This is a genomic window from Pseudoclavibacter sp. RFBG4, assembly GCF_002931515.1.
GTDB lineage: Bacteria > Actinomycetota > Actinomycetes > Actinomycetales > Microbacteriaceae > Pseudoclavibacter.
On the sequence record NZ_PSYC01000003.1, the window covers coordinates 33,677 to 53,627 of the forward strand.

Below are 19,951 nucleotides of genomic sequence, written 5' to 3' on the forward strand. Positions count from 1 at the left end.
GCCCAGCTTGACGCGTGCACCGTGCTGAGTAAACTTGAGCGCAGACGGCTCAGGTCTTAATGGCTCCGATTCGGAGCACAGAACCAGAGCCGACGAAGACTCAGAACAGACAAGCACTACAAAAGGAGAACCACATATGTCACGTGCTGTTGGAATCGACCTCGGAACCACGAACTCCTGCGTCTCGGTCCTCGAGGGTGGTGAGCCCAAGGTCATCGCAAACGCCGAAGGCTTCCGCACCACCCCGTCGATCGTCGCATTCACGAAGGACGGCGACGTCCTCGTCGGCGAGACCGCCAAGCGCCAGGCCGTCACGAACGTCGACCGCACCATCGGATCCGTCAAGCGCCACATGGGCACCACCTGGACCCAGGCCATCGACGACAAGAAGTACACCGCGCAGGAGATCTCCGCGCGCATCCTCGGCAAGCTCAAGCGCGACGCAGAGCAGTACCTCGGCGACAAGGTGACCGACGCGGTCATCACCGTCCCCGCGTACTTCAACGACGCCGAGCGCCAGGCCACGAAGGAAGCCGGCGAGATCGCCGGCCTCAACGTGCTCCGCATCATCAACGAGCCCACCGCCGCCGCACTCGCGTACGGCCTCGACAAGGGCAAGGAAGACGAGCTCATCCTCGTCTTCGACCTCGGTGGCGGAACGTTCGACGTCTCCCTCCTCGAAGTAGGCAAGGACGACGACTTCTCCACCATCCAGGTGCGCTCCACCGCAGGTGACAACCGCCTCGGCGGCGACGACTGGGACGACCGTCTCGTCAAGTACCTCATCACCGAGTTCAAGTCGCAGACCGGCGTCGACGTCGCGAACGACAAGATCGCGCTCCAGCGCCTCAAGGAAGCCGCTGAGCAGGCGAAGAAGGAGCTCTCCAGCTCCACCAGCGCCAGCATCCAGCTGCCCTACCTCTCCCTCACGGAGAACGGCCCCGCGAACCTCGACACGAGCATCACGCGTGCGAAGTTCGAGGACCTCACGAAGGACCTCCTCGAGCGCACCCGCAAGCCGTTCGAAGACGTCATCCGCGAAGCCGGCATCAAGGTCGACGAGATCGACCACGTCGTCCTCGTCGGTGGCTCCACCCGCATGCCCGCCGTCGCCGAGCTCGTCAAGAAGCTCAGCGGCAAGGAAGCCAACAAGGGCGTCAACCCGGATGAGGTCGTCGCAGTCGGCGCCGCACTCCAGGCTGGTGTGCTGAAGGGCGAGCGCAAGGACGTCCTCCTCATCGACGTCACGCCCCTCTCCCTCGGCATCGAGACCAAGGGCGGCATCATGACCAAGCTCATCGAGCGCAACACGGCCATCCCGACCAAGCGCAGCGAGACCTTCACGACGGCCGACGACAACCAGCCGTCCGTGCAGATCCAGGTCTTCCAGGGCGAGCGCGAGTTCACCCGCGACAACAAGAACCTCGGCACCTTCGAGCTCACCGGCATCGCACCGGCACCCCGTGGCATGCCGCAGATCGAGGTCACGTTCGACATCGACGCCAACGGCATCGTGCACGTCTCCGCAAAGGACAAGGGCACGGGCAAGGAGCAGTCGATGACGATCACCGGCGGCTCCAGCCTCGGCAAGGAAGACATCGAGCGCATGGTCCGAGAGGCTGAAGAGCACGCGGAAGAAGACAAGAAGCGCCGCGAAGGCGCCGAGCAGCGCAACATCGCCGAGACCACGGTCTACCAGGTCGAGAAGGTGCTCACCGAGAACGACGACAAGCTCCCCGCCGACGTCAAGAACGAGGTCCAGGGCGATGTCGACGCGCTCAAGACGGCCCTCGCAGGCGACGACGACGCGGCCGTGAAGTCGGCGCTCGACAAGCTCAACACCAGCCAGACGAAGCTCGGCGAGGCCATCTACGCCGCAGCCCAGGCTGAGCAGGCAGCAGAGGCCCCCGCGGCCGACGCACCCGCCGGAGACCAGGCAGCCGACGATGACATCGTCGACGCCGAGGTCGTGGACGACGAGGACGACAAGGACAAGAAGTAACCATGGCTGAAGAGCGAAACGAGTCAGAAGCACGCGGCCCCGAGAACTCGGGAGAAGCAAACGAGCCGATCATCAACGACAAGCGTCGGATCGACCCGGAGACTGGCGAAGTTCGCGACCTCGGCACGGCTGCTGGGGCCGAGTCGGCGGAGTCCACACCGGACGACGCCGACCCGGCCGCCGGCCAGGCTGCTGAAGCCGCGGCTGAAGGCCTGAGCGTCGAGGATCTCGAGAAGCTCCTCAGCGGCGAAGGTGCAGAAGACGCGCCAACGGAAGGCACCCCCGGCGAGAGCGATCTCGCAGTGGAGCGCCTCCACGACCTGCAGCGCGTCCAGGCGGAGTACGCCAACTATCGCCGCCGCACCGACCGCGAGAAGACCGAGGCCTACGACGCCACCAAGGCGGAAGTGCTCCGGTCCCTCCTCCCCGTCCTCGACGACCTCGACCGTGCCCAGAAGCACGGCGACCTCATCGAGGACACCCCGGTCGCCGTCATCGCCAACAAGCTGCGCACCGCAGTCGAGCGCCTCGGCCTCACCGCCTACGGTGAAGCCGGAGACGCCTTCGACCCCCAGCGGTACGAGGCCATCGCGCAGCTGCCGAACCCCGAGGTCACGAGCGACACGATCGCTGACGTCGTCGAACGCGGCTACACCATCGGCGAGCGCGTCGTCCGCGTCGCGAAGGCAGCCGTCTTCGTACCCGCTTCATAAGCACCGCGATCGGCGCATCCGCCCGATCGAACACGGGAGGGGGCACCGCAGCTGCGGGCCCCCTCTTGTCTTCATCCGGAAGACACGTGCTCATCCCTAGGAACAGAAGGACCATATGGCCAGTCAGGATTGGTTTGACAAGGACTTCTACGCGGTGCTCGGCGTATCGAAGGACGTAGACGAAAAAGACCTCAAGAAGCAGTACCGGAAGCTCGCGCGTCAGTATCACCCTGACTCGCACCCGGGCGACACTGCGGCAGAGGCGAAGTTCAAGGAGATCTCCGAGGCCTACTCGGTCATCTCCGACCCAGAGCACCGCGCCGAGTACGACCAGATGCGCGCCATGGGCTCGGGGGCCCGCTTCCAGCAGGGGCCAGGCGGTCCAGGTGGCGCGGGCTTCGAGGACGTGTTCGGAGGCATGTTCAACGGTGGCGGCGGACGCCGCGGCGCGTCGAACGCCGACTTCGAGGACCTCCTCGGTTCCATGTTCGGCGGCGGGGGCGGCGGCTTCGGAGCAGGCAGCTTCGGCGGCGGCGCCGGTGGGCCCGCCGGGTTCCAGGCCGGACCGCAGAAGGGGCGCGACCAGAGCGCATCCACGACGCTCAGCTTCATGACCGCCATCCACGGCGACACGGTCGAGCTGCAGGGCCAGGATGGGCGGGTCGTGAAGGTTCGCGTTCCCGCCGGCGTCGAGGACGGGCAGAAGATCCGCCTCCGCGGCAAGGGCGGGCAGAGCCCGAACGGCGGCGAAGCCGGAGACCTCATCCTCACCGTCGCCGTGCGACCCGACCCCGTCTTCAAGCGCTCGGGCCTCAACCTGGAGGTGACCGTGCCGGTCTCCTTCGCTGAGGCAGTGCTCGGCGCCACCATCGAGGTGCCGACCGTCGACGGCAAGACCGTGCGCGTCAAGGTCGCGCCGGGAACGCCGAACGGGAAGACGCTCCGAGTGAAGGGCCGAGGCATCGAGTCGAAGAAGGGCAAGGGCGACCTGCTCGTGCACCTCGAGGTGGCCGTGCCGAATCACCTGTCGAGCGCGCAGGAGAAGGCCCTCGCCGACTTCGTCGCCGCATCCGGAGACGAGAGCCCTCGCGAGGACCTGCTGCGTCTCGCGCGCCAAGGCAGGTAGGGGGCGCCCATGGCATTCCCCTCCGACCTCGACGAGGACGCCCCGATCTTCGCGATCGCCATGGCGGCGGAGCTCGCGAACATGCACCCGCAGACGCTTCGCCAGTACGACCGGATGGGCCTCGTCACGCCTCGGCGCACGGCCGGGCGCGTGCGGCGGTACTCGCTCCGCGACGTCGCGCAGCTTCGCGAGATCGCGGTGCTGTCGAACGAGGGCGTGAGCCTCGAGGGCATCGCCCGCGTGCTCGAGCTGCAGCGCGAGGTCCTGGGACTGCGCCGCCGCGTCCGCGCGCTCGAGGCGGAACTCGCCGACGAGCGCCTCACGAGGCTCGGCGGTCGCATCTTCGCGGCCGGGGAGCGCGGCGATGTCGTGCCCCTCGCCCACGGGCGCCGCACGGCCCGCCGCACCGAGGTCGTCGTGTGGCGGCCGGCGCGCATCCACGATGCCGAGGACGAAGCCGACGCCGACGAGCCGCGGCCGGAGCGCAGCCGCGCGAAAGCCTCCGCACCGCGTTCGCGCGCTCCCCGCGCCAAGCGGCCGCCGGACGCGTAAGCCCGCGCCGCCCGCGCTCCTGTGGCTGCGCTCGCCGCCTGCCGCGCCGCATCCCGCCGAACCACGCGCGTCTCAAGCGCCGAAAGGTCAGTTTGGCCCCATCCTGAGGCCCGGGATGGGGCCAAACTGACCTTTTCGGCGTTCGCGCCGCTTCGTGCGCCGCGCGCGCCGCTCCCGAGCGCCGCTCCCGAGCCCGCTTCGCGCCCGCCGCCTTCCGCGCCGCGCGCGCCGGCCGCCCGCGCCCGCCGCCTGCCGCGCCGCATCCCGCCGAACCAGCCGCGTCTCGAGCGCCGAAAGGTCAGTTTGGCCCCATCCTGAGGCCCAGGGTGGGGCGAAACTGACCTCTTCGCGTCGGGTGGGCGCGGGGCTCGGGGCGCGGGTGTGGGGTGCGGCGCGCGGGGTTAGCGGGCTCCGTTGCCGCCGTCGACGCGCCACTGCGCGCCGGTCACGAACGACGCCTCGTCGGAGCCGAGGAACACGACGACTCGAGCGATGTCCAGCGGCTCGGCGTAGCGGCCCATCGGGATCGCCGCCTGGAACCCGGCCTTCGCGGCCTCCGTGTCGCCGCCGCCGAAGCCCTCCTCCAGTCGCCGAACCATCTGCGTGTTCACGCCGGACGGGTGGATGCTGTTGACTCGCACCCCGGTCGGGGCGACCTCGAGCGCGGCGGACTTCGTGAAGCCGACCACGGCGTGCTTCGACGCGACGTAGGCGGAGACGCCTGGCGCCCCGTCGAGGCCCGCCTCCGAGGACGTGTTGATGATGCTGCCGCTGCCGCGCTCGGTCATGACCTTGAGGACATGCTTCATGCCGAGGAAGACTCCGCGCACGTTGACGGCGAAGACCTTCTCGTAGTTGTCGACGCTCGCTTCCGTGAGCGGGCCGACGGCGCCTTCGATGCCGGCGTTGTTGAAGAACACGTCGATCGTGCCGAACGCCTCGACGGTCGCGGCGACGTAGCGCTCGACGTCGGCCTCGTCGGTGACGTCCGCGGCGATCGCGATGACCTCGCCGTGCGCCGAGAGGCGTTCACGCGCGGCCTCGAGGGGCTCCGGGAAGAGGTCGACCAGGGCCACGCGTGCGCCCAGCTTGAGGAACTCCTCAGCTGTCGCCGCGCCGATGCCGCCCGCGCCGCCGGTGATGACCACTGAGCGTCCGGTGAAATCTGTCATGTCGCAACTCCTTTGTCGTCTGGTTGTCCGCGTGGCGTCGCTCGCCCGCGGCAGTCGTCGGCCGCCGGAGCTGTATCTCCGACGGCGCCGCCAGGTTAGGTGCCGCGCATGCGCATCCACTGTGTACCGACACAGCGAACGCGACGGAAGCATGCGCACCGCCCCCGCCCCCGCCCCCGAGCGGGGTCACGGCCACCGCCCCGAGCAGGGTCACGGCCACCGCAGAGTTGTGGCGTGATGTCGTGGCGACGTCGCGCAGCAGCAACAAGCCACAACTCCACGGCCTGGGCGCGCGCGTTCGGGTGCAGGGCGCCGGACGTCGGACGTCGGACGCCAGTTGTCGGGTGCCGGATGTCGGACGTCGGACGCCAGTTGTCGGGTGCCGGATGTCGGACGCAGGGCGCCGGGTGTCAGGCGTCGGAGGTGAGGCGCTGCGTGCCGATGACCGAGAGCAGCTGCAGCCGGTCGTAGCTCTCCGTGCCAGGCGTGGCCGTCAGCACGAGCAGCGTCTGGTGCTGCGCGGGGTCGACGAGGAACTGGCAGTGCACCTCCATGACCCCTAGCTCTGGATGCTGCACTCGCTTCTCGAGCTCGTGCGTCGCGTTGATCTCGTGGTCGGCCCAGATTGCGGCGAACTCCGGGCTCTCGGCGAGGAGCGCATCCACGACCCGCTGCGCTCGAGAGCCTGGCCCCTGCTGGGCGGCGAAGCCGCGAGCATCCGCGGCGAACGCTCGAGACAGCTTCTCGTGGTCGGCGGATGGGTAGACGTCGCGGGTGCCGGGTGCCGTGAACCAGCGGTAGACGACGCTGCGGGCGTTGCCGGCGAAGCGGGTCTCGTCGCCGAAGAGGGCACGCGCGGCCGGTGTCTGCACGAGCGTCTCGCCCATGGCCGTCATGACCTGCGCTGGGGTGTCGGCCAGGCGGTCGAGGATGCGCATGAGGCCGGGGGCCACGTGCTCGCCGCCGATGGCACGGCGAGGTGCCTGGTGGCCGGCGAGGTGGAAGAGGTGGTCGCGTTCCGCGGCCGTCAGCCGCAGGCCACGCGCCATGGCGGCGAGCATCTGCTCCGACGGCTGGGGGCCGCGGCCTTGCTCGAGGCGACTGTAGTAGTCGACCGACATGTCGCTGAGTGCAGCGACCTCCTCGCGCCGCAGCCCCTGCGTGCGGCGGCGGGGTCCCTTCGTCAGGCCGACGTCCTCGGGCTGCAGCGCCTCGCGGCGGCTGCGGAGGAAATCGGCGAGCTGGGCTCTGTCCATGAGGCGAGGCTAGCGGGCGACGTGCTCGGCGACGAGCTGTTCGGAGAGCTCCCACAGGCGGCGCGCATCCGCTTCGCTCGCGACGCGCGAGTACAGCTTCTGCTCGGACGGGCGGCCGCCGATGTGGCCTGGGCCCTTCGGGCCGTAGAGGCGGCCACCCTTCGCGCCGGGGCTCGTGGCCGCGAGGACTGCGGGGAGGGCAGCGCTCTGCGGGGTGCCGGTGATGCCGACCCGCGAGAGGAGGCGGATGACCTTGACCTCGGTGGTGTCGCTGGCTCGCCCCATGCCCGGCTGTGCGGCGAGGAGGTTCGTGGGGGAGACGCCAGGGTGCGAGAGGTTGCTCTGGATGCCCCAGTCGTTCGCCTCGCTGAGGCGGTGCAGGTGCATCCCGAGCAGGCCGGTCGCGATCTTCGACGAGCTGTACGAGCCCATCTTGCTGTAGCTGCGCTCCCAGTTCAGGTCGTCCCAGTGAACGGCGCCCTGGTTGGCGGCGATGCTGATCTGCGTCGTGACGTGCGCCTCGCCCTCCTTGAGGAGGGGGAGCAGTCCGGTCGTGAGGGCGAAGTGGCCGAGGTGGTTGGTGCCGAACTGCAGCTCGAAGCCGTCGCTCGTGGTGCGTCGCTCGGGTGGTGTCATGACGCCAGCGTTGTTGATCAGGATGTTGATGGGGCGCCCGTCTTCGACGAGCTCATCGGTGAGGGCCGAGACCGATGCCAGCGAGGAGAGGTCCAGCTGGCGCAGCTCGAGCTTCGCATCCGGGTTCGCGCCTCGGATGCGCGCGGCTGCCTTCTCGCCCTTGGCGCGGTTGCGGACCGGCATGATGACCGTCGCGCCGGCGCGGGCGAGCCTCGCGGCGATGTTGATGCCGATGCCGTCGCTCGCACCCGTGACCAGGGCGAGTTGGCCGGTGAGGGAGGGAACTGGGATGTCGCGGTTCTTGGGCACGGGATGCTCCTGAGTGGTGTCGATGTCGAGATCGCTCCGCCGGTGAGGCGAAGGTGCAGTCTGGCTGCTGGAACCACTCTGCTGGGTCGATCTTCTTCGATTCAGGGCTCGCTCATCCAGGGATCGGGGGTCCCTGGATGAGGCTGGTTGACATAGTTAATGAGTTGACTCAGAATTGAGTACGCTCGGCAAATGGCGGGGCGATTCACCGACGCAAACCCGAATCCGGAGTCCCACCCATGCGAGCGTTCACCTTCTCCACTTACAAGACGTCCCTGCGAGAGGCCGATATCCCGGAGCCGATCATGGGAGAGCACGACGTGCTTGTCCAGGTGCAGGCCGCCGGCGTGAACCAGCTCGACGAGAAGATCCGCATCGGCGAGTTCAAGCAGATCCTGCCGTACAAGCTGCCGCTGACCCTCGGGCACGATGTCGCCGGAACGGTGCTGCGGGTCGGCGCCGCGGTTCGCGGGTTCCGTCCGGGAGACGAGGTCTACGCGAGGCCCCGCGACCACCGCATCGGCACGTTCGCCGAGCGCATCGCGGTCGACGAAGCGGATGTGGCGCCCAAGCCGTCGTCCATCTCCATGGAAGAGGCGGGCTCGCTCCCGCTCGTCGCCCTCACCGCCTGGCAGGCGCTCGTCGAGATCGGCAACGTGCAGCGCGGGCAGAAGGTCCTCATCCACGCCGGCTCGGGCGGAGTCGGATCCATCGCGATCCAGCTCGCGAAGCACCTCGGGGCCGAGGTCGCCACCACCGTCAGCGCATCCAACGCGGCGTTCGCTCGCGAGCTCGGCGCCGACCACACGATCGACTACCGCAACGAGGACTTCGAGCAGCTCCTCAGCGGCTACGACCTCGTGCTCGACAGCCTCGGCGGCGAGAACCTCGAGAAGTCGCTCCGCATCCTGGGGCCTGGCGGAATCGCCGTCGGCATCTCCGGTCCCCCCACCCCCGACTTCGCCCGGAGTGCCGGCCTGAACCCCGTGCTGCGCCTCGCGATCACCGGGCTCAGCGGCAAGGTCCGCAAGCAGGCGAAACGACTCGGCGTCGATTACCGCTTCCTCTTCATGCGCGCGAGCGGCGAGCAGCTGCGTGAGATCTCCGCGCTCATCGAGCGTGGAGCGATCAAGCCCACAGTGGGAAGAGTCTTCCCCTTCGACGAGACCGTGCACGCGCTCGAATCGCTGAGGGACGGTGGCATTCGCGGCAAGGCAGTCATCAGCAACCGCTGACCATCAGCGGTCACACCCCACCAACCCCCTCAAGGTTTCAAGAGAGAACATCATGAGCACTGCATCCAACGAGCCCGTCGTCACCTCCTACGCGCTCGCCCCGGCGAAGAGCATCACCGTGGGCGGCATCAGCTACGCCTACCGCGAGCTGGGTCCGAAGGAAGACATCCCCGTCATCTTCTTCGTGCACCTCGCGGCCACGCTCGACAACTGGGACCCCCGCATCGTCGACCCCATCGCCGAGAAGCGCCACGTCATCACCTTCGACCAGCGCGGCGTCGGCGCCTCGACGGGCGTCGTTCCCGGCACCATCGAGGAAGCGGCCGACCACGCGTACGAGTTCATCACCGCGCTCGGCTACGAGAAGGTCGACATCTTCTCGTTCTCCATGGGCGGGATGATCGCGCAGGACCTCGTCGTCAAGCACCCGGACCTCGTGCGCCGGCTCGTGCTCACGGGCACCGGTCCGCGCGGCGGCAAGGACATGGACAAGGTCGTCGGTGTCACCTACCTCGACCTCGTGCGCTCCATCCTCACCCGCTCCGACATCAAGGAGTTCCTGTTCTTCAACCGCGACGACCGGGGCAAGCGGGCCGCGAAAGCGTTCGTCGCCCGGTTGTCCGAGCGCACGGGCGACCGCGACAAGTCGATCAGCTTGAAGGCGTTCCAGACGCAGCTCAAGGCCATCCAGCGCTACGGACGCTCCGCGCCCTCCGACCTCTCGACCCTCACGCAGCCGACCCTCATCGCCAACGGCGACAACGACCGCATGGTGCCGTCGGTGCTCTCCAACGACCTGCACAGGCGCATCGCCGGCTCCGAGCTCGTCATGTACTCCGACTCGGGCCACGGCGGCATCTTCCAGTACCACCACCAGTTCGCACCGGTCGCCGTCGAGTTCCTCACCCGCTGACGCAGCACGCGATGCGTTCTTCGCGGCGGAAAGCGCGAGCGGTGAGCTCACGGAGCTGCTGGCGCCAGTCGCATCCGCTGTGCATGCCCATGACGTCACGGCAGCGCTGACGTTCGTTCGCGATGGCGAGGTCTTCGCAACGCCAGAATCGTAGCCTCGACAGGCTGTCACGAAAGTGGCGTGGCTCCCGACTGTCCGGGAGCCACGCCACCTTCGTGTTGAGGCGCGCGTCGCGCGTGGCCGATGGTTGTCGGTCTCGGCGACGTTGATGGGTTTCGGCGAGCGGTGATGGGTTTCGGGGATGCACGTGATGGGTTTCGGCGACCGGTGATGGGAAAAAACCCATCAGGGTCAGCGAAAGCCATCACGGTTCCGGCCGAAGGAGGGGCGCCGCTTGGTGGCGGCGCCCCTCCCAGGTCGTGCGTGCTGCGAGCTGCTAGCTGGTCGCCCGGCTGAGCTGCGGGTAGACCGCCTCGAGCGGGGCGCTGAGTCCTGCCCTCAGCTGTACCGACGTCTCGTCGGCGAGCACCTCGTACTCGCCGGCCTCGCTCGCGTCGAAGACCTTCGAGACGAGCACGGCCGGGTCGGTCTTCGGGTCATCCGTGTGCGCCGCCATGGCCGTGTCGACCCAGCCGACGTGGACGCCCACGACGTGCACGCCTGCTGGCTGGAGTTCGAGGCGCAGCGAGTTCGTCGCCGACCAGAGTGCGGCCTTCGTGGCGCTGTAGATGCCGTTGACCGCGTACCAGCTGAGGGCCGAGTGCACGTCGATGATGGTCGCGCCCTCACGGTTCGCGAGGAGCGGCGCGTAGGCGCGCGCGAGGAAGACGGGTCCGAGGAAGTTGGTCGCGACGTTCGCCCGGATCTCCTCGTCGCTGTGCGACAGGATGCCCGGGGACGAGACCGAGGCTCCGGCGTTCTTGATGAGCACGGTCACGTCGGGTGCCGCCTCGACGACGGCGGCGATGGATGCCGAGTCGGTGACGTCGAGGGCGAGGGGCACGACCCGCTCGTCGTCCCAGGTTCGTGGCGTGCGGGCCGTGGCGTAGACCTTGGCGGCGCCGCGGGCGAGGGCCTCGCGGACGAAGTTCGTGCCGATGCCCCCGTTCGCGCCGGTGACGAGGACAACTGCTCCGTTGAGTGAAGGCATGTGGGGCTCTTTCTAGTCGGTGGGTTGTCGCGTACGTCGGGGCAGCGGATGGGTGCTGCGGCGGCGTGGAAGAATCGGCACGGGTACCGAACCCGCACGTTAGCGACTAAACTCATAACTGAGCATACTCACGAATTATTCCCGGGGAGATCTGGATGACCACCGACGCCCGCCCGATGGGGCGCCGCGAGCGAAACAAGCTCGACAAGCTCGAGCGCATCACGGCGGCGGCCGGCGAGCTCTTCGCCGAGCGCGGGGTCGATGACGTCACCACGCAGGAGATCGCGGACCGCGCCGACATCGGCACCGGAACGCTGTTCCTCTACGCCAAGACCAAGGGCGAGCTGCTGCTGCTCGTGCAGAACTCCATGTACGAGACTGCGCTCGAGGAGGGTCGGGCCGCTGCGGCCGAGACGACCGGCGCGCTCGACGGCGTGCTCGCCGTGCTTCGCCCCGTCGTCGCGTGCAACCGCAAGCAGATCGAGAACGGGCGAACCTACCTGCGGGAGATGGTCTTCGGCGACCCGGAAGAGCCTCGGCATGCAGAGGCGCTGGCACTGACGAGCCAGACCCAGGACCTGGTCGCCGACGTCATCGAGCGGGAGACCGCCGCCACGGCCGACACCGCGCGCACGCTCGCGCAGGTCGTCTCCGCCATCATGTTCACGACCATGGCCGCGTCGATCAACGCCTCGCTATCCGACGACGACCTCGTCGAGCAGGTTCGCGCGCAGGTCCAGGCGGTGCTGCCCGCCTGACTCGACGTGCCGGTCCGGGGGATCCCCGAACCGGCACGTCGCCGGCGCTCCGCCCGCTCTTCGTGCTCTCCGTTAGCTCTTCGCGCTCTCCACGAGCTCGCCGAGCGCCGCCTCGTCGAGTGGGCTGCCGGGGAACTTGGCCACTCGCCCGAGCGGCATGGAGCCGAGCATCTTGAGCATCTCCGGGTCGGCCAGCATCCCGGACAGGCCGCTGTCGCCCTCGAGCAGTGCGGTGCGCAGCAGTGGGCCACCCCGCTCGTCGTCGAGCCACTCGGCGATCGTCGAGGTCTCGTCGAGGGGGAGCGCGAGCTCGTCACCGGCGACCGCCACCTGCGTCGAGGCGCGGAGGTCGCGGCTCGAGGCACCAACCTCGACGGGGTACTCGCCGCCCTCGACCGTCCACTGCCCGGCGATCGGGTGGAAGTAGGCGAGCTCGGAGCGCGGCACCTCGATGGTGACGGGGACCGTCGAGCCGGCAGCCACCTCGACGACGGCGAACGCAGCGAGCGAGCGCGTCGCGCGCGGCACGGCGGAGCCGGGGAGGCCCGTGTAGACCTGCACGACCTCGCGGCCGTCCCTGCTCCCCGTGTTGGTGAGATCCACCTGGATGCGCAGACCGCTGTCGTCGACCTCGACGGCGAGGTTCTCGTAGGCGAAGCTCGTGTACGACAGGCCGTGGCCGAACGGGAACGAGACCTCGCTCGCACGCGCGTCGTAGCCGCGGTAGCCGACGAAGATGTCCTCGCCGTAGCGCACGTGGCCGAACGCGCCGGGGAACCCGACGTGCGCCGGGGAATCCTCGAGGCGCACGGGAACCGTCTCGGCGAGGCGCCCGGACGGGTTGACGACGCCGAAGAGCACGTCGGCGATCGCCCCGCCGCCGGCCTGCCCGAGGAGCCAGCCCTCGACGATCGACGGGGCGAGGTCCTGCCACGTCGAGGTGCGGACGACACCGCCGTTGGAGAGCACGACGATGACGTGCTCGTTCGCCGCGTGCACCGCCTCGAGCAGCTCGAGCTGGTCGGCGGGCAGGTCGATGTGCGCGCGGTCGAAGCCCTCGGACTCCTCGTGCGCTGGCAGGCCGAGGAAGAGGACGGCGACGGATGCGCTCGCGGCGGTCTCGACCGCATCCGCTCGCAGCGCGTCGGCGTCGCCGGAGTCGTCGAGCGTGAAGCCGGGCGCGAATCGGACCCGGTCTCCGGCGACCCGGCTCAGCTCCGTGAGGGCGTCGTCGAGCCGGGTCGGGTTGATGAGTGAGCTGCCGGCGCCCTGGTAGCGGGGAGTGCGCGCGAACTCGCCGATCACCGCGATGCTCTCGCTCGAAGCGGGCTCGAGTGGCAGCAGCTCGCCCTCGTTCTTCAGCAGCACGATGCTGCGCCCGGCGGCCTCGCGGGCAAGCCCGTGGTGCGCCTCCGCGTCGTAGCTGGCGGATGCGTCTGCGCCCGCGACGATCTTGTCGACGAGCTCCAGCGCGCGGCGGGCGGCGGTGGTCACGTGCTGCTCGTCGAGGTCGCCGGAGCGCACCGCATCCACGAGCTGAGCGTCCGTGCGCCCGCCGCTGGCCGGCATCTCGAGGTCGAGCCCGGCCGCGATGCCGGTGACGCGGTCGTCGACGGCGCCCCAGTCGGAGACGACGAGGCCCTCGTAGCCCCATTCCTCGCGGAGGACGGTGGTGAGCAGCCAGTGATTCTCGGAGGCGTAGACGCCGTTGATCTTGTTGTAGGAGCACATGACGGTCCACGGCTGCTGCTCGGTGACGACGCGCTGGAAGGCGCGCAGGTAGATCTCGCGGAGGGGGCGCTCGTCGACGTCGGCGCTGATCCGCAGTCGGTCGGTCTCCTGGTTGTTCGCGGCGAAGTGCTTGAGCGACGACCCGACGCCCTGGCTCTGCAGGCCGCCGACGAGGGCAGAGCCCATGACGCCGCTCACGAGCGGGTCCTCGGAGAAGTACTCGAAGTTGCGCCCGCACAGCGGGGACCGCTTGATGTTGATGCCGGGGCCGAGCAGCACGCCGACACCCTCCGCCTTGGCCTCCTCGCCGAGCGCGACACCCACGCGGCGGACGAGGTCCGCGTCCCAGCTCGAGCCGAGCGCGACGGCGGGCGGGAAGCACGTCGCAGGAACGCTGTCGGCGAGGCCGAGGTGGTCGCCGCCCTCCCGCTGCAGGCGCACCCCGTGCGGCCCATCCGTCAGCGTCACCGCCGGGATGCCGACCCGCTCGACCGCCTTCGTCGACCAGAAGCTCCCGCCGCTCGTCAGGGACGCCTTCTCTTCGAGGGTGAGGTCGTCGAGGTGCTCAGCGTGGGTCATCGTCGTGCTCCGATCTGTCGTGCGGGGGAGTGCTCGCGGCCCGGAGATCAGGGCGCGTGGCGTTCCAGGTAAGCGTAGATCTCGCTGTCGTCGACGCCTGGGAACCGGCCAGCGGGGAGGGATGCAAGGATCTGCGCGTGCAGGCGGGCGCTTGGCCAGGCGCGCCCGGACCAGCGCGCTGCGAGGGTCGGGTCGGGTCGCCGGCAGCAGGTCTCATCGGGGCAGCGCGACACCTGGCGGTTCTCGGTGTCGCGGCCGCGGAAGTACTTGGCGTCGTCGAAGGGCACCCCGAAGGTGATCGAGAAGGCGCCCTCGGCTGACCGGCCCGTCTGAATGGTGCTCCAGAACGTGCCGGCGGGTGTGTCCGTGTACTGCCAGAACTCCGTCGTTCGGTGCTCGATCTCCGTCGCACGCCTCGCACCCCAGCGGCGGCAGACGATCTGCCCTTCGACGGCGCCGGTCACGTCGAGCGGCAGGGGGAGATCGTCGTTCTCGTAGGCCTTGTAGACCTCGCCGACGGCGCCGACGCGCAGGAAGTGCACGCGCATCCCGAGGTGCTCCGTCATGAGGTTCGTCATGCGCAGGGCGGCCGCCTCGTGGGTGACGCCGAAGGCATCGCGGAAGTCCTCCACGGCGAGGTCGCGGTCCTTCTTGCGGGCGCTCAGGAAGTCGACTGCCTGCGTGCGCGGGATGAGGCAGGCGGCTGCGAAGTAGTTGATCTCGAGCCGCTGGCGCAGGAAGTCGGCGTACGAATCTGGAGGCGTGTGGCCCAGGATGCGGTGGGCGACGGCCTGGAGGGCGATGGACCGCAGCCCGTGCCCGCCCGGGATCGACTCCGGCGGCAGGTAGATGCGCCCGTTCTCGAGGTCGGTGATGCTGCGCGTGGAACGGGGGAGGTCGTCGGCGTAGACGATCTCGAGGCCGAGCTGCTCGACCATGAGGTGCACCTCGCGGTGCGTGAGTGCCCCGGCGACGTGCCCGACCTGGCGGAGGCGCTCTTCGGCGACCGCCTCGATCTCCGGCAGGTAGTTGTTGCGCTCCCGCATCCACGCCCGCTGCTGCGTGTTGCGGATGCGCGCCTCCTCGGGCGTCGCAGAGGCGGCCTGTGCGCGTCGCTCGAGTTCCCGGTGCAGGCCGACGAGCGTCTCGAGGGTGTCGTCTGGCATGCCCTTGCCCCCGCGCAGCTTGGGGAGCCCGAGCCCCGCGAACAGCGGGGAAGACTGGGCGCGCTTCAGCTCGAGCTCGAGCGCGGCGCGGCTGTTCGGCGCCTCGGCGCGCACGAGGTCCTCGACCGTCACCCCGAGGGCCCTCGCGAAGGAGGGGAGCTCTGACGGCTTCGGCTCGCGGCGCCCGTTCTCGATGAGCGAGATGCGGCTGGGGCTCGTCTCGAGCTGAGCCGCGAGGTCGTCGAGGGTGAGCTTCGCGAGCGAGCGGTAGTGGCGGATGCGGGCTCCGAGCACGGAGGCGGTGTACACGTCGGCGGGCATGGCATGACGCTAGCGCAAGAACGGCAGTTCTTTACACACATTTCCGCGAAAGAGTGCTCAGTTCGCGACGAATACTGAGTTCATCCCGCAACTACCGTCAACGACGACACCCAGAAGGACTCACCATGACGTTGCTCCACGAACCCCCTACCTCCGCAGACGCATCCACGAGCAACGAGGCGTACGTCCTCCCCTTCAGCGCGGTGCGCCTCTCGGACATCCCCGAGGTCGGCGGCAAGAACGCCTCGCTCGGCGAGCTCATCGCGAACCTCACGGACGCCGGAGTGCGTGTGCCGGACGGCTTCGCCACGACGGCGAGCGCCTTCAACCGGCACCTGCGTGAGACGGGCATCGACGCGTGGATCCGCGGTGAGATCGTGGGCCTCGACGTCGACGACGTGGCGCGCCTCGCGATCGTCGGCGCCCGCATCCGCGCTCGCATCGAAGCCGCCCCGCTCGCCGCGGAGCTCGAAGCAGCCATGCGCGAAGCCTTCGCCCGTCTGGACGCCGAGACCGACGGCCAGCTGCTCGTCGCGGTGCGCTCGAGCGCCACGGCCGAGGATCTGCCGGACGCGTCGTTCGCGGGGCAGCAGGAGACGTTCCTCAACATCGCGGGCATCGAGAACGTGCTCGCCGCCACCCGCAAGGTCTTCGCGTCGCTCTTCACCGACCGCGCCATCGCGTACCGCGTGCACCAGGGCTTCGCGCACACCGGCATCGCGATCTCCGTCGGCGTGCAGCGCATGGTGCGCTCCGACGAGGGTGCAGCCGGGGTCATGTTCAGCGTCGACACCGAGTCGGGCTACGACGGCGCCGTGTTCGTGACGAGCGCCTACGGGCTCGGCGAGGGGGTCGTGCAGGGCGCGGTCAACCCCGACGAGTTCACGGTGCACAAGCGCACCCTCCGCGAGGGGCGGCCCGCCGTGCTGTCGCGCCGAGTCGGCAGCAAGGCGACCCGCATGGTCTTCACGGACGACACCCGCGTCGGGCGCACCACCGAGTTCGTCGAGACGGCACCGGATGCGCAGCGCCAGTTCTCCGTCACCGACGCCGAGGTCACCGAGCTGGCCGAGGCGGCGCTCGCGATCGAGGAGCACTACGGGCGGCCCATGGACATCGAGTGGGGCAAGGACGGCATCGACGGGCGCATCTACATCCTGCAGGCCCGCCCGGAGACCGTCGTCTCGCGGCGAGCTGCCGGCACGCTCGAGCGGCACAGCCTGCTGGAGCGCAGCGCGAAGCTCGTCGAAGGTCGGGCGATCGGGCAGCGCATCGGCGCTGGGGTCGTGCGGCTGCTCACCTCCCCCTCGCAGATGAGCGAGTTCCGCCAGGGTGACATGCTGGTCGCCGACATGACCGACCCCGACTGGGAGCCGATCATGAAGCGCGCCTCCGCGATCGTCACGAACCGCGGCGGCCGCACCTGTCACGCCGCGATCATCGCCCGCGAGCTCGGCGTCCCCGCCGTGGTCGGGGCCGGCGACGCGACCGAGCGCCTCGCGGACGGCGACGAGGTCACCGTGACCTGCGCCGAAGGCGAGACTGGGGTCGTGCTCGCCGGCATCCTGCCCATCGAGGTGGAGCGCATCGAGCTCGCCTCCTTCCCGGAGCTGCCGGGCAAGATCATGCTCAACGTCGGCAACCCGGACGCCGCGTTCACGCTCGCCGCGCTGCCGAACGACGGCGTGGGGCTCGCGCGCATGGAGTTCGTCATCTCGCGCCAGATCGGCGTGCACCCCCGTGCGCTGCTCGAGCTCGACGACCAGGAGGCGAGCATCCGCGCCGCCATCGACGAGCGCATCGCCGCCTACGACTCTCCCGCGGACTTCTTCGTGCGCCGCCTCGCCGAGGGCGTCGCGACGCTCGCCGCCGCGTTCGACGGGAAGCCCGTCATCGTGCGGCTCTCCGACTTCAAGTCGAACGAGTACGCGGGGCTGCTCGGGGGCGCCCGCTACGAGCCCGTCGAGGAGAACCCGATGCTCGGCTTCCGCGGTGCCGCGAGGTACATCTCCGACGACTTCGCGGAGGCGTTCGCACTCGAGTGCGAGGCGATCAGGGTCGTCCGGGACGACATGGGGCTCACGAACGTGAAGGTCATGATCCCGTTCGTGCGCACGGTGGAGGAGGCCCGCGCGGTTGTCGAGCGCCTCGCGGAGAACGGGCTGCGCCGCGGCCAGAACGGCCTCGAGGTGATCATGATGTGCGAGGTGCCCTCCAACGCGCTCCTCGCGGAGCAGTTCCTGGAGCTCGTCGACGGCTTCTCCATCGGCTCGAACGACCTCACGCAGCTGACGCTCGGCATCGACCGCGACTCCGGCCTCATCTCGGACAGCTTCGACGAGCGCAACCCCGCGGTGCTTCGCCTCATCGACCTCGCGATCGACGCCTGCACGAAGCACGGACGCTACGTCGGCATCTGCGGGCAGGCGCCGAGCGACCATCCCGAACTCGCCCAGTACCTGTTCGACCGTGGCATCTCCTCGCTGTCGCTCAACCCGGACAGCGTCGTGGAGACGTGGACGAGGCTCGCCGCGAACCTCTGAGGCGGAGGGCTGGCGTGCCGCCTCCGGGCGGGACGCCAGCTCGGCGTCGCAAGCGGTGCCGGCCGCGCGGCTGACACAATCGGTGGATGATGAGCGACGAGAGCCTGCCCAACGTGTTCTCCTGGCGCGGCAGGACCGTGCGCTGGGACAGCTTCGGGGAAGGGCCAGCCCTCGTCTTCCTGCACGGCACCCCGTGGTCGTCGGCGCTGTGGCGGCCGATCGCGGAGGCCCTCTCCGCGCAGTTCACCGTCTACCTGTGGGATATGCCCGGCTACGGCTCCTCGTCGAAGGAACCGTCGCATGCCGTCGACCTCGGCGTGCAGGGCGAGCTGTTCGCCGAGCTGCTCGAATCCTGGGGCCTCGACCGGCCGCACGTCGTCGCCCACGACTTCGGCGGCGCGGTGGCGCTGCGTGCTCGACTGCTCCGCGGGGCCGCGTACGCGTCGCTGGCACTCGTCGACGTCGTCGCCCTCTCGCCGTGGGGTTCGCCCTTCTTCAACCTCGTGAAAGAGCACGCCGCGGTGTTCGAGCAACTGCCGGCCGCGGTGCATCGCGGCGCCGTGGAGGCGTACATCCGCGGAGCCAGCCATAGGGGCCTGAGCGCGGATGACCTCGCCATGCTCGTGGATCCGTGGGCGGATGCGGCGGGGCAGGCTGCGTTCTACCGGCAGATCGCGCAGGCAGACGAGCGCTTCACGGCGGAGGTCGAACCGCTCTACGCCACCCTCACGGAACCCGTGCACATCGTGTGGGGGCGCGAGGACACCTGGATCCCGAGCGACCGAGCGCAGCGGCTCGGCGCGCTCATCCCGAACGCCTCGGTCACCCTCATCGACGGCGCAGGCCACCTCATCCAGCTGGACGCTCCCGCAGCGCTCGCGGCTGAGCTCACGCGGTGGACGAGTGGCGTCCGGCGCTGACCTCGCGCCTGCTGATTGAGGGAACTCCCACGCTGGCGGTGAAGGCTGGGGCAGGTCGCGTGGACCAGCCCGCTTGTCGTGGCTCTGGTCTACGGGGTCATCACACAGGTACACCGAGGAGAGGAAGAAGTCATGAGACTGCGCCAGAAGCTCGCGTCCGCCGTGATCGCGTTCGGACTCGTCGGGGGTGCGGGGGTTGCCCTCGCGCCCGCTGCAAGCGCCGCCACGCACCGACAGATGATCTACGGCAGCACGCTGCAGAATTGCCAGATCACCTTGAACAACGCAGCCAACACCTACGCGGCTGCCGGCAAGAAGATCACCGCGGTCGACAACTGTGTGCGAAACACTCTGACACCAGGCGGTTTCAACAACTACTACGGATCCGTCAGCTGGGACATCTGACCTGACGCGGCGCATGCAGAAGCGGCAGCCGACCGAGTCGGCTGCCGCTTCTGCGTGATGGTGAGGGCTACTTCTTGAAGGCGTCCTTGACGTCTTCGCCCGCCTGCTTCACGTTGGCCTTGGCCTGGTCGGCCTGGCCCTCGGCGACGAGCTTGTCGTTGTCGGTGGCCTTGCCGAGGGCCTCCTTGGCCTTGCCGCCGAACTCTTCTGCTGCGTTCTTGATCTTGTCTCCTGCGCTCATGGCAGTTCCTTTCTGTTGGGGGTGCGGTTCCTCGGAATCGGGGTGCCGCGGTGGGGAGTCGTGGTTACTGGAGGCGCGTGGACTGCTGCACCTTGGCGCGGAATCCGCCGCTGAGCTGCAGCAAGACCGGGACCTTCTGGCCGAGGAGCGCATCGAGCGCCTCGAGGTTCTGCTCGACGATCGCCGTCGCGTCCCTGGGCGAGACGCCGCGTCGGCAGGTCGC

At 69.2% G+C, this 19,951-nt stretch carries 17 protein-coding genes; 10 read left to right on the top strand and 7 right to left on the bottom strand.

What is annotated here, in order from left to right; genetic code table 11:
* Positions 1 to 136 precede the first annotated feature (136 nt).
* The 4 genes from dnaK (at position 137) to C5E10_RS00975 (ending at position 4,393) form a co-directional block, all read left to right on the top strand.
* Positions 137 to 2,002, top strand: coding sequence for a molecular chaperone DnaK (gene dnaK, locus C5E10_RS00960; RefSeq protein ID WP_104243663.1), 1,866 nt, complete (start codon positions 137 to 139; stop codon positions 2,000 to 2,002).
* 2 nt (positions 2,003 to 2,004) lie between these two features.
* Complete coding sequence (locus tag C5E10_RS00965) at positions 2,005 to 2,715, top strand: nucleotide exchange factor GrpE (protein ID WP_104330043.1); 711 nt, start codon at positions 2,005 to 2,007, stop codon at positions 2,713 to 2,715.
* Positions 2,716 to 2,830: 115 nt separating this feature from the next.
* The gene (locus C5E10_RS00970) at positions 2,831 to 3,841 is read left to right on the top strand and encodes a DnaJ C-terminal domain-containing protein (protein WP_104330044.1); all 1,011 of its coding nucleotides are present in this window, start codon (positions 2,831 to 2,833) and stop codon (positions 3,839 to 3,841) included.
* A 9-nt stretch (positions 3,842 to 3,850) separates the two neighbouring features.
* Positions 3,851 to 4,393 (top strand): heat shock protein transcriptional repressor HspR, encoded by a 543-nt coding sequence (locus tag C5E10_RS00975; RefSeq protein ID WP_104330045.1) that lies wholly within the window; start codon positions 3,851 to 3,853, stop codon positions 4,391 to 4,393.
* Positions 4,394 to 4,794: 401 nt separating this feature from the next.
* Here C5E10_RS00975 and C5E10_RS00980 read toward each other — a convergent pair whose 3' ends face one another.
* The 3 genes from C5E10_RS00980 to C5E10_RS00990 form a co-directional block, all read right to left on the bottom strand.
* Positions 4,795 to 5,565 (bottom strand): SDR family NAD(P)-dependent oxidoreductase, encoded by a 771-nt coding sequence (locus tag C5E10_RS00980; protein WP_104330046.1) that lies wholly within the window; start codon positions 5,563 to 5,565, stop codon positions 4,795 to 4,797.
* A gap of 410 nt (positions 5,566 to 5,975) precedes the next feature.
* A complete protein-coding gene (locus tag C5E10_RS00985; RefSeq protein WP_104330047.1) occupies positions 5,976 to 6,821 on the bottom strand; it encodes a helix-turn-helix transcriptional regulator in 846 nt (281 codons plus the stop codon).
* A gap of 9 nt (positions 6,822 to 6,830) precedes the next feature.
* The gene (locus C5E10_RS00990; RefSeq protein ID WP_104330048.1) at positions 6,831 to 7,766 is read right to left on the bottom strand and encodes an SDR family oxidoreductase; all 936 of its coding nucleotides are present in this window, start codon (positions 7,764 to 7,766) and stop codon (positions 6,831 to 6,833) included.
* Positions 7,767 to 8,005: 239 nt separating this feature from the next.
* On the opposite strand from C5E10_RS00990, the gene C5E10_RS00995 reads away from it, so the two are divergent.
* Positions 8,006 to 9,001 (top strand): NADP-dependent oxidoreductase, encoded by a 996-nt coding sequence (locus C5E10_RS00995; RefSeq protein ID WP_104330049.1) that lies wholly within the window; start codon positions 8,006 to 8,008, stop codon positions 8,999 to 9,001.
* A gap of 52 nt (positions 9,002 to 9,053) precedes the next feature.
* The gene (locus C5E10_RS01000; protein WP_104330050.1) at positions 9,054 to 9,914 is read left to right on the top strand and encodes an alpha/beta fold hydrolase; all 861 of its coding nucleotides are present in this window, start codon (positions 9,054 to 9,056) and stop codon (positions 9,912 to 9,914) included.
* Positions 9,915 to 10,350: 436 nt separating this feature from the next.
* On the opposite strand, the gene C5E10_RS01005 is transcribed toward C5E10_RS01000, so the two are convergent.
* On the bottom strand, positions 10,351 to 11,064 hold the full coding sequence (locus C5E10_RS01005) for an SDR family oxidoreductase (RefSeq protein ID WP_104330051.1): 714 nt from the start codon (positions 11,062 to 11,064) through the stop codon (positions 10,351 to 10,353).
* A 155-nt stretch (positions 11,065 to 11,219) separates the two neighbouring features.
* Between C5E10_RS01005 and C5E10_RS01010 the strand changes: the two genes are divergently transcribed.
* Complete coding sequence (locus C5E10_RS01010) at positions 11,220 to 11,822, top strand: TetR/AcrR family transcriptional regulator (RefSeq protein WP_104330052.1); 603 nt, start codon at positions 11,220 to 11,222, stop codon at positions 11,820 to 11,822.
* A gap of 72 nt (positions 11,823 to 11,894) precedes the next feature.
* On the opposite strand, the gene C5E10_RS01015 is transcribed toward C5E10_RS01010, so the two are convergent.
* Together C5E10_RS01015 and C5E10_RS01020 are read right to left on the bottom strand one after the other, a co-directional pair.
* The gene (locus tag C5E10_RS01015) at positions 11,895 to 14,132 is read right to left on the bottom strand and encodes a beta-glucosidase (protein WP_104330053.1); all 2,238 of its coding nucleotides are present in this window, start codon (positions 14,130 to 14,132) and stop codon (positions 11,895 to 11,897) included.
* 47 nt (positions 14,133 to 14,179) lie between these two features.
* The gene (locus C5E10_RS01020; RefSeq protein ID WP_104300036.1) at positions 14,180 to 15,619 is read right to left on the bottom strand and encodes a helix-turn-helix domain-containing protein; all 1,440 of its coding nucleotides are present in this window, start codon (positions 15,617 to 15,619) and stop codon (positions 14,180 to 14,182) included.
* Between the two features lie 125 nt (positions 15,620 to 15,744).
* Here C5E10_RS01020 and ppsA point away from each other — a divergent pair, with 125 nt between their 5' ends.
* The 3 genes from ppsA (at position 15,745) to C5E10_RS01035 (ending at position 19,487) form a co-directional block, all read left to right on the top strand.
* A complete protein-coding gene (ppsA, locus tag C5E10_RS01025; RefSeq protein WP_104330054.1) occupies positions 15,745 to 18,162 on the top strand; it encodes a phosphoenolpyruvate synthase in 2,418 nt (805 codons plus the stop codon).
* An 86-nt stretch (positions 18,163 to 18,248) separates the two neighbouring features.
* Positions 18,249 to 19,082 (top strand): alpha/beta fold hydrolase, encoded by an 834-nt coding sequence (locus C5E10_RS01030; RefSeq protein ID WP_219820302.1) that lies wholly within the window; start codon positions 18,249 to 18,251, stop codon positions 19,080 to 19,082.
* A gap of 132 nt (positions 19,083 to 19,214) precedes the next feature.
* A complete protein-coding gene (locus C5E10_RS01035; RefSeq protein WP_104330056.1) occupies positions 19,215 to 19,487 on the top strand; it encodes a hypothetical protein in 273 nt (90 codons plus the stop codon).
* A gap of 67 nt (positions 19,488 to 19,554) precedes the next feature.
* Here the strand turns inward: C5E10_RS01035 and C5E10_RS01040 are convergent, their stop codons facing one another.
* Complete coding sequence (locus C5E10_RS01040) at positions 19,555 to 19,728, bottom strand: CsbD family protein (RefSeq protein WP_104243312.1); 174 nt, start codon at positions 19,726 to 19,728, stop codon at positions 19,555 to 19,557.
* Between the last annotated feature and the right edge of the window lie 223 nt (positions 19,729 to 19,951).

Coding starts and splice junctions, on each gene's coding strand:
- C5E10_RS01020 (WP_104300036.1), bottom strand. CDS start 15,619: ATGCCCGCCGACGTGTACACCGCCTCCGTGCTCGGAGCCCGCATCCGC.
- C5E10_RS01015 (WP_104330053.1), bottom strand. CDS start 14,132: ATGACCCACGCTGAGCACCTCGACGACCTCACCCTCGAAGAGAAGGCG.
- dnaK (WP_104243663.1), top strand. CDS start 137: ATGTCACGTGCTGTTGGAATCGACCTCGGAACCACGAACTCCTGCGTC.
- C5E10_RS00985 (WP_104330047.1), bottom strand. CDS start 6,821: ATGGACAGAGCCCAGCTCGCCGATTTCCTCCGCAGCCGCCGCGAGGCG.
- C5E10_RS00965 (WP_104330043.1), top strand. CDS start 2,005: ATGGCTGAAGAGCGAAACGAGTCAGAAGCACGCGGCCCCGAGAACTCG.
- C5E10_RS00995 (WP_104330049.1), top strand. CDS start 8,006: ATGCGAGCGTTCACCTTCTCCACTTACAAGACGTCCCTGCGAGAGGCC.
- C5E10_RS01010 (WP_104330052.1), top strand. CDS start 11,220: ATGACCACCGACGCCCGCCCGATGGGGCGCCGCGAGCGAAACAAGCTC.
- C5E10_RS00970 (WP_104330044.1), top strand. CDS start 2,831: ATGGCCAGTCAGGATTGGTTTGACAAGGACTTCTACGCGGTGCTCGGC.
- C5E10_RS01035 (WP_104330056.1), top strand. CDS start 19,215: ATGAGACTGCGCCAGAAGCTCGCGTCCGCCGTGATCGCGTTCGGACTC.
- ppsA (WP_104330054.1), top strand. CDS start 15,745: ATGACGTTGCTCCACGAACCCCCTACCTCCGCAGACGCATCCACGAGC.
- C5E10_RS01000 (WP_104330050.1), top strand. CDS start 9,054: ATGAGCACTGCATCCAACGAGCCCGTCGTCACCTCCTACGCGCTCGCC.
- C5E10_RS00975 (WP_104330045.1), top strand. CDS start 3,851: ATGGCATTCCCCTCCGACCTCGACGAGGACGCCCCGATCTTCGCGATC.
- C5E10_RS01005 (WP_104330051.1), bottom strand. CDS start 11,064: ATGCCTTCACTCAACGGAGCAGTTGTCCTCGTCACCGGCGCGAACGGG.
- C5E10_RS00980 (WP_104330046.1), bottom strand. CDS start 5,565: ATGACAGATTTCACCGGACGCTCAGTGGTCATCACCGGCGGCGCGGGC.
- C5E10_RS01040 (WP_104243312.1), bottom strand. CDS start 19,728: ATGAGCGCAGGAGACAAGATCAAGAACGCAGCAGAAGAGTTCGGCGGC.
- C5E10_RS01030 (WP_219820302.1), top strand. CDS start 18,249: ATGATGAGCGACGAGAGCCTGCCCAACGTGTTCTCCTGGCGCGGCAGG.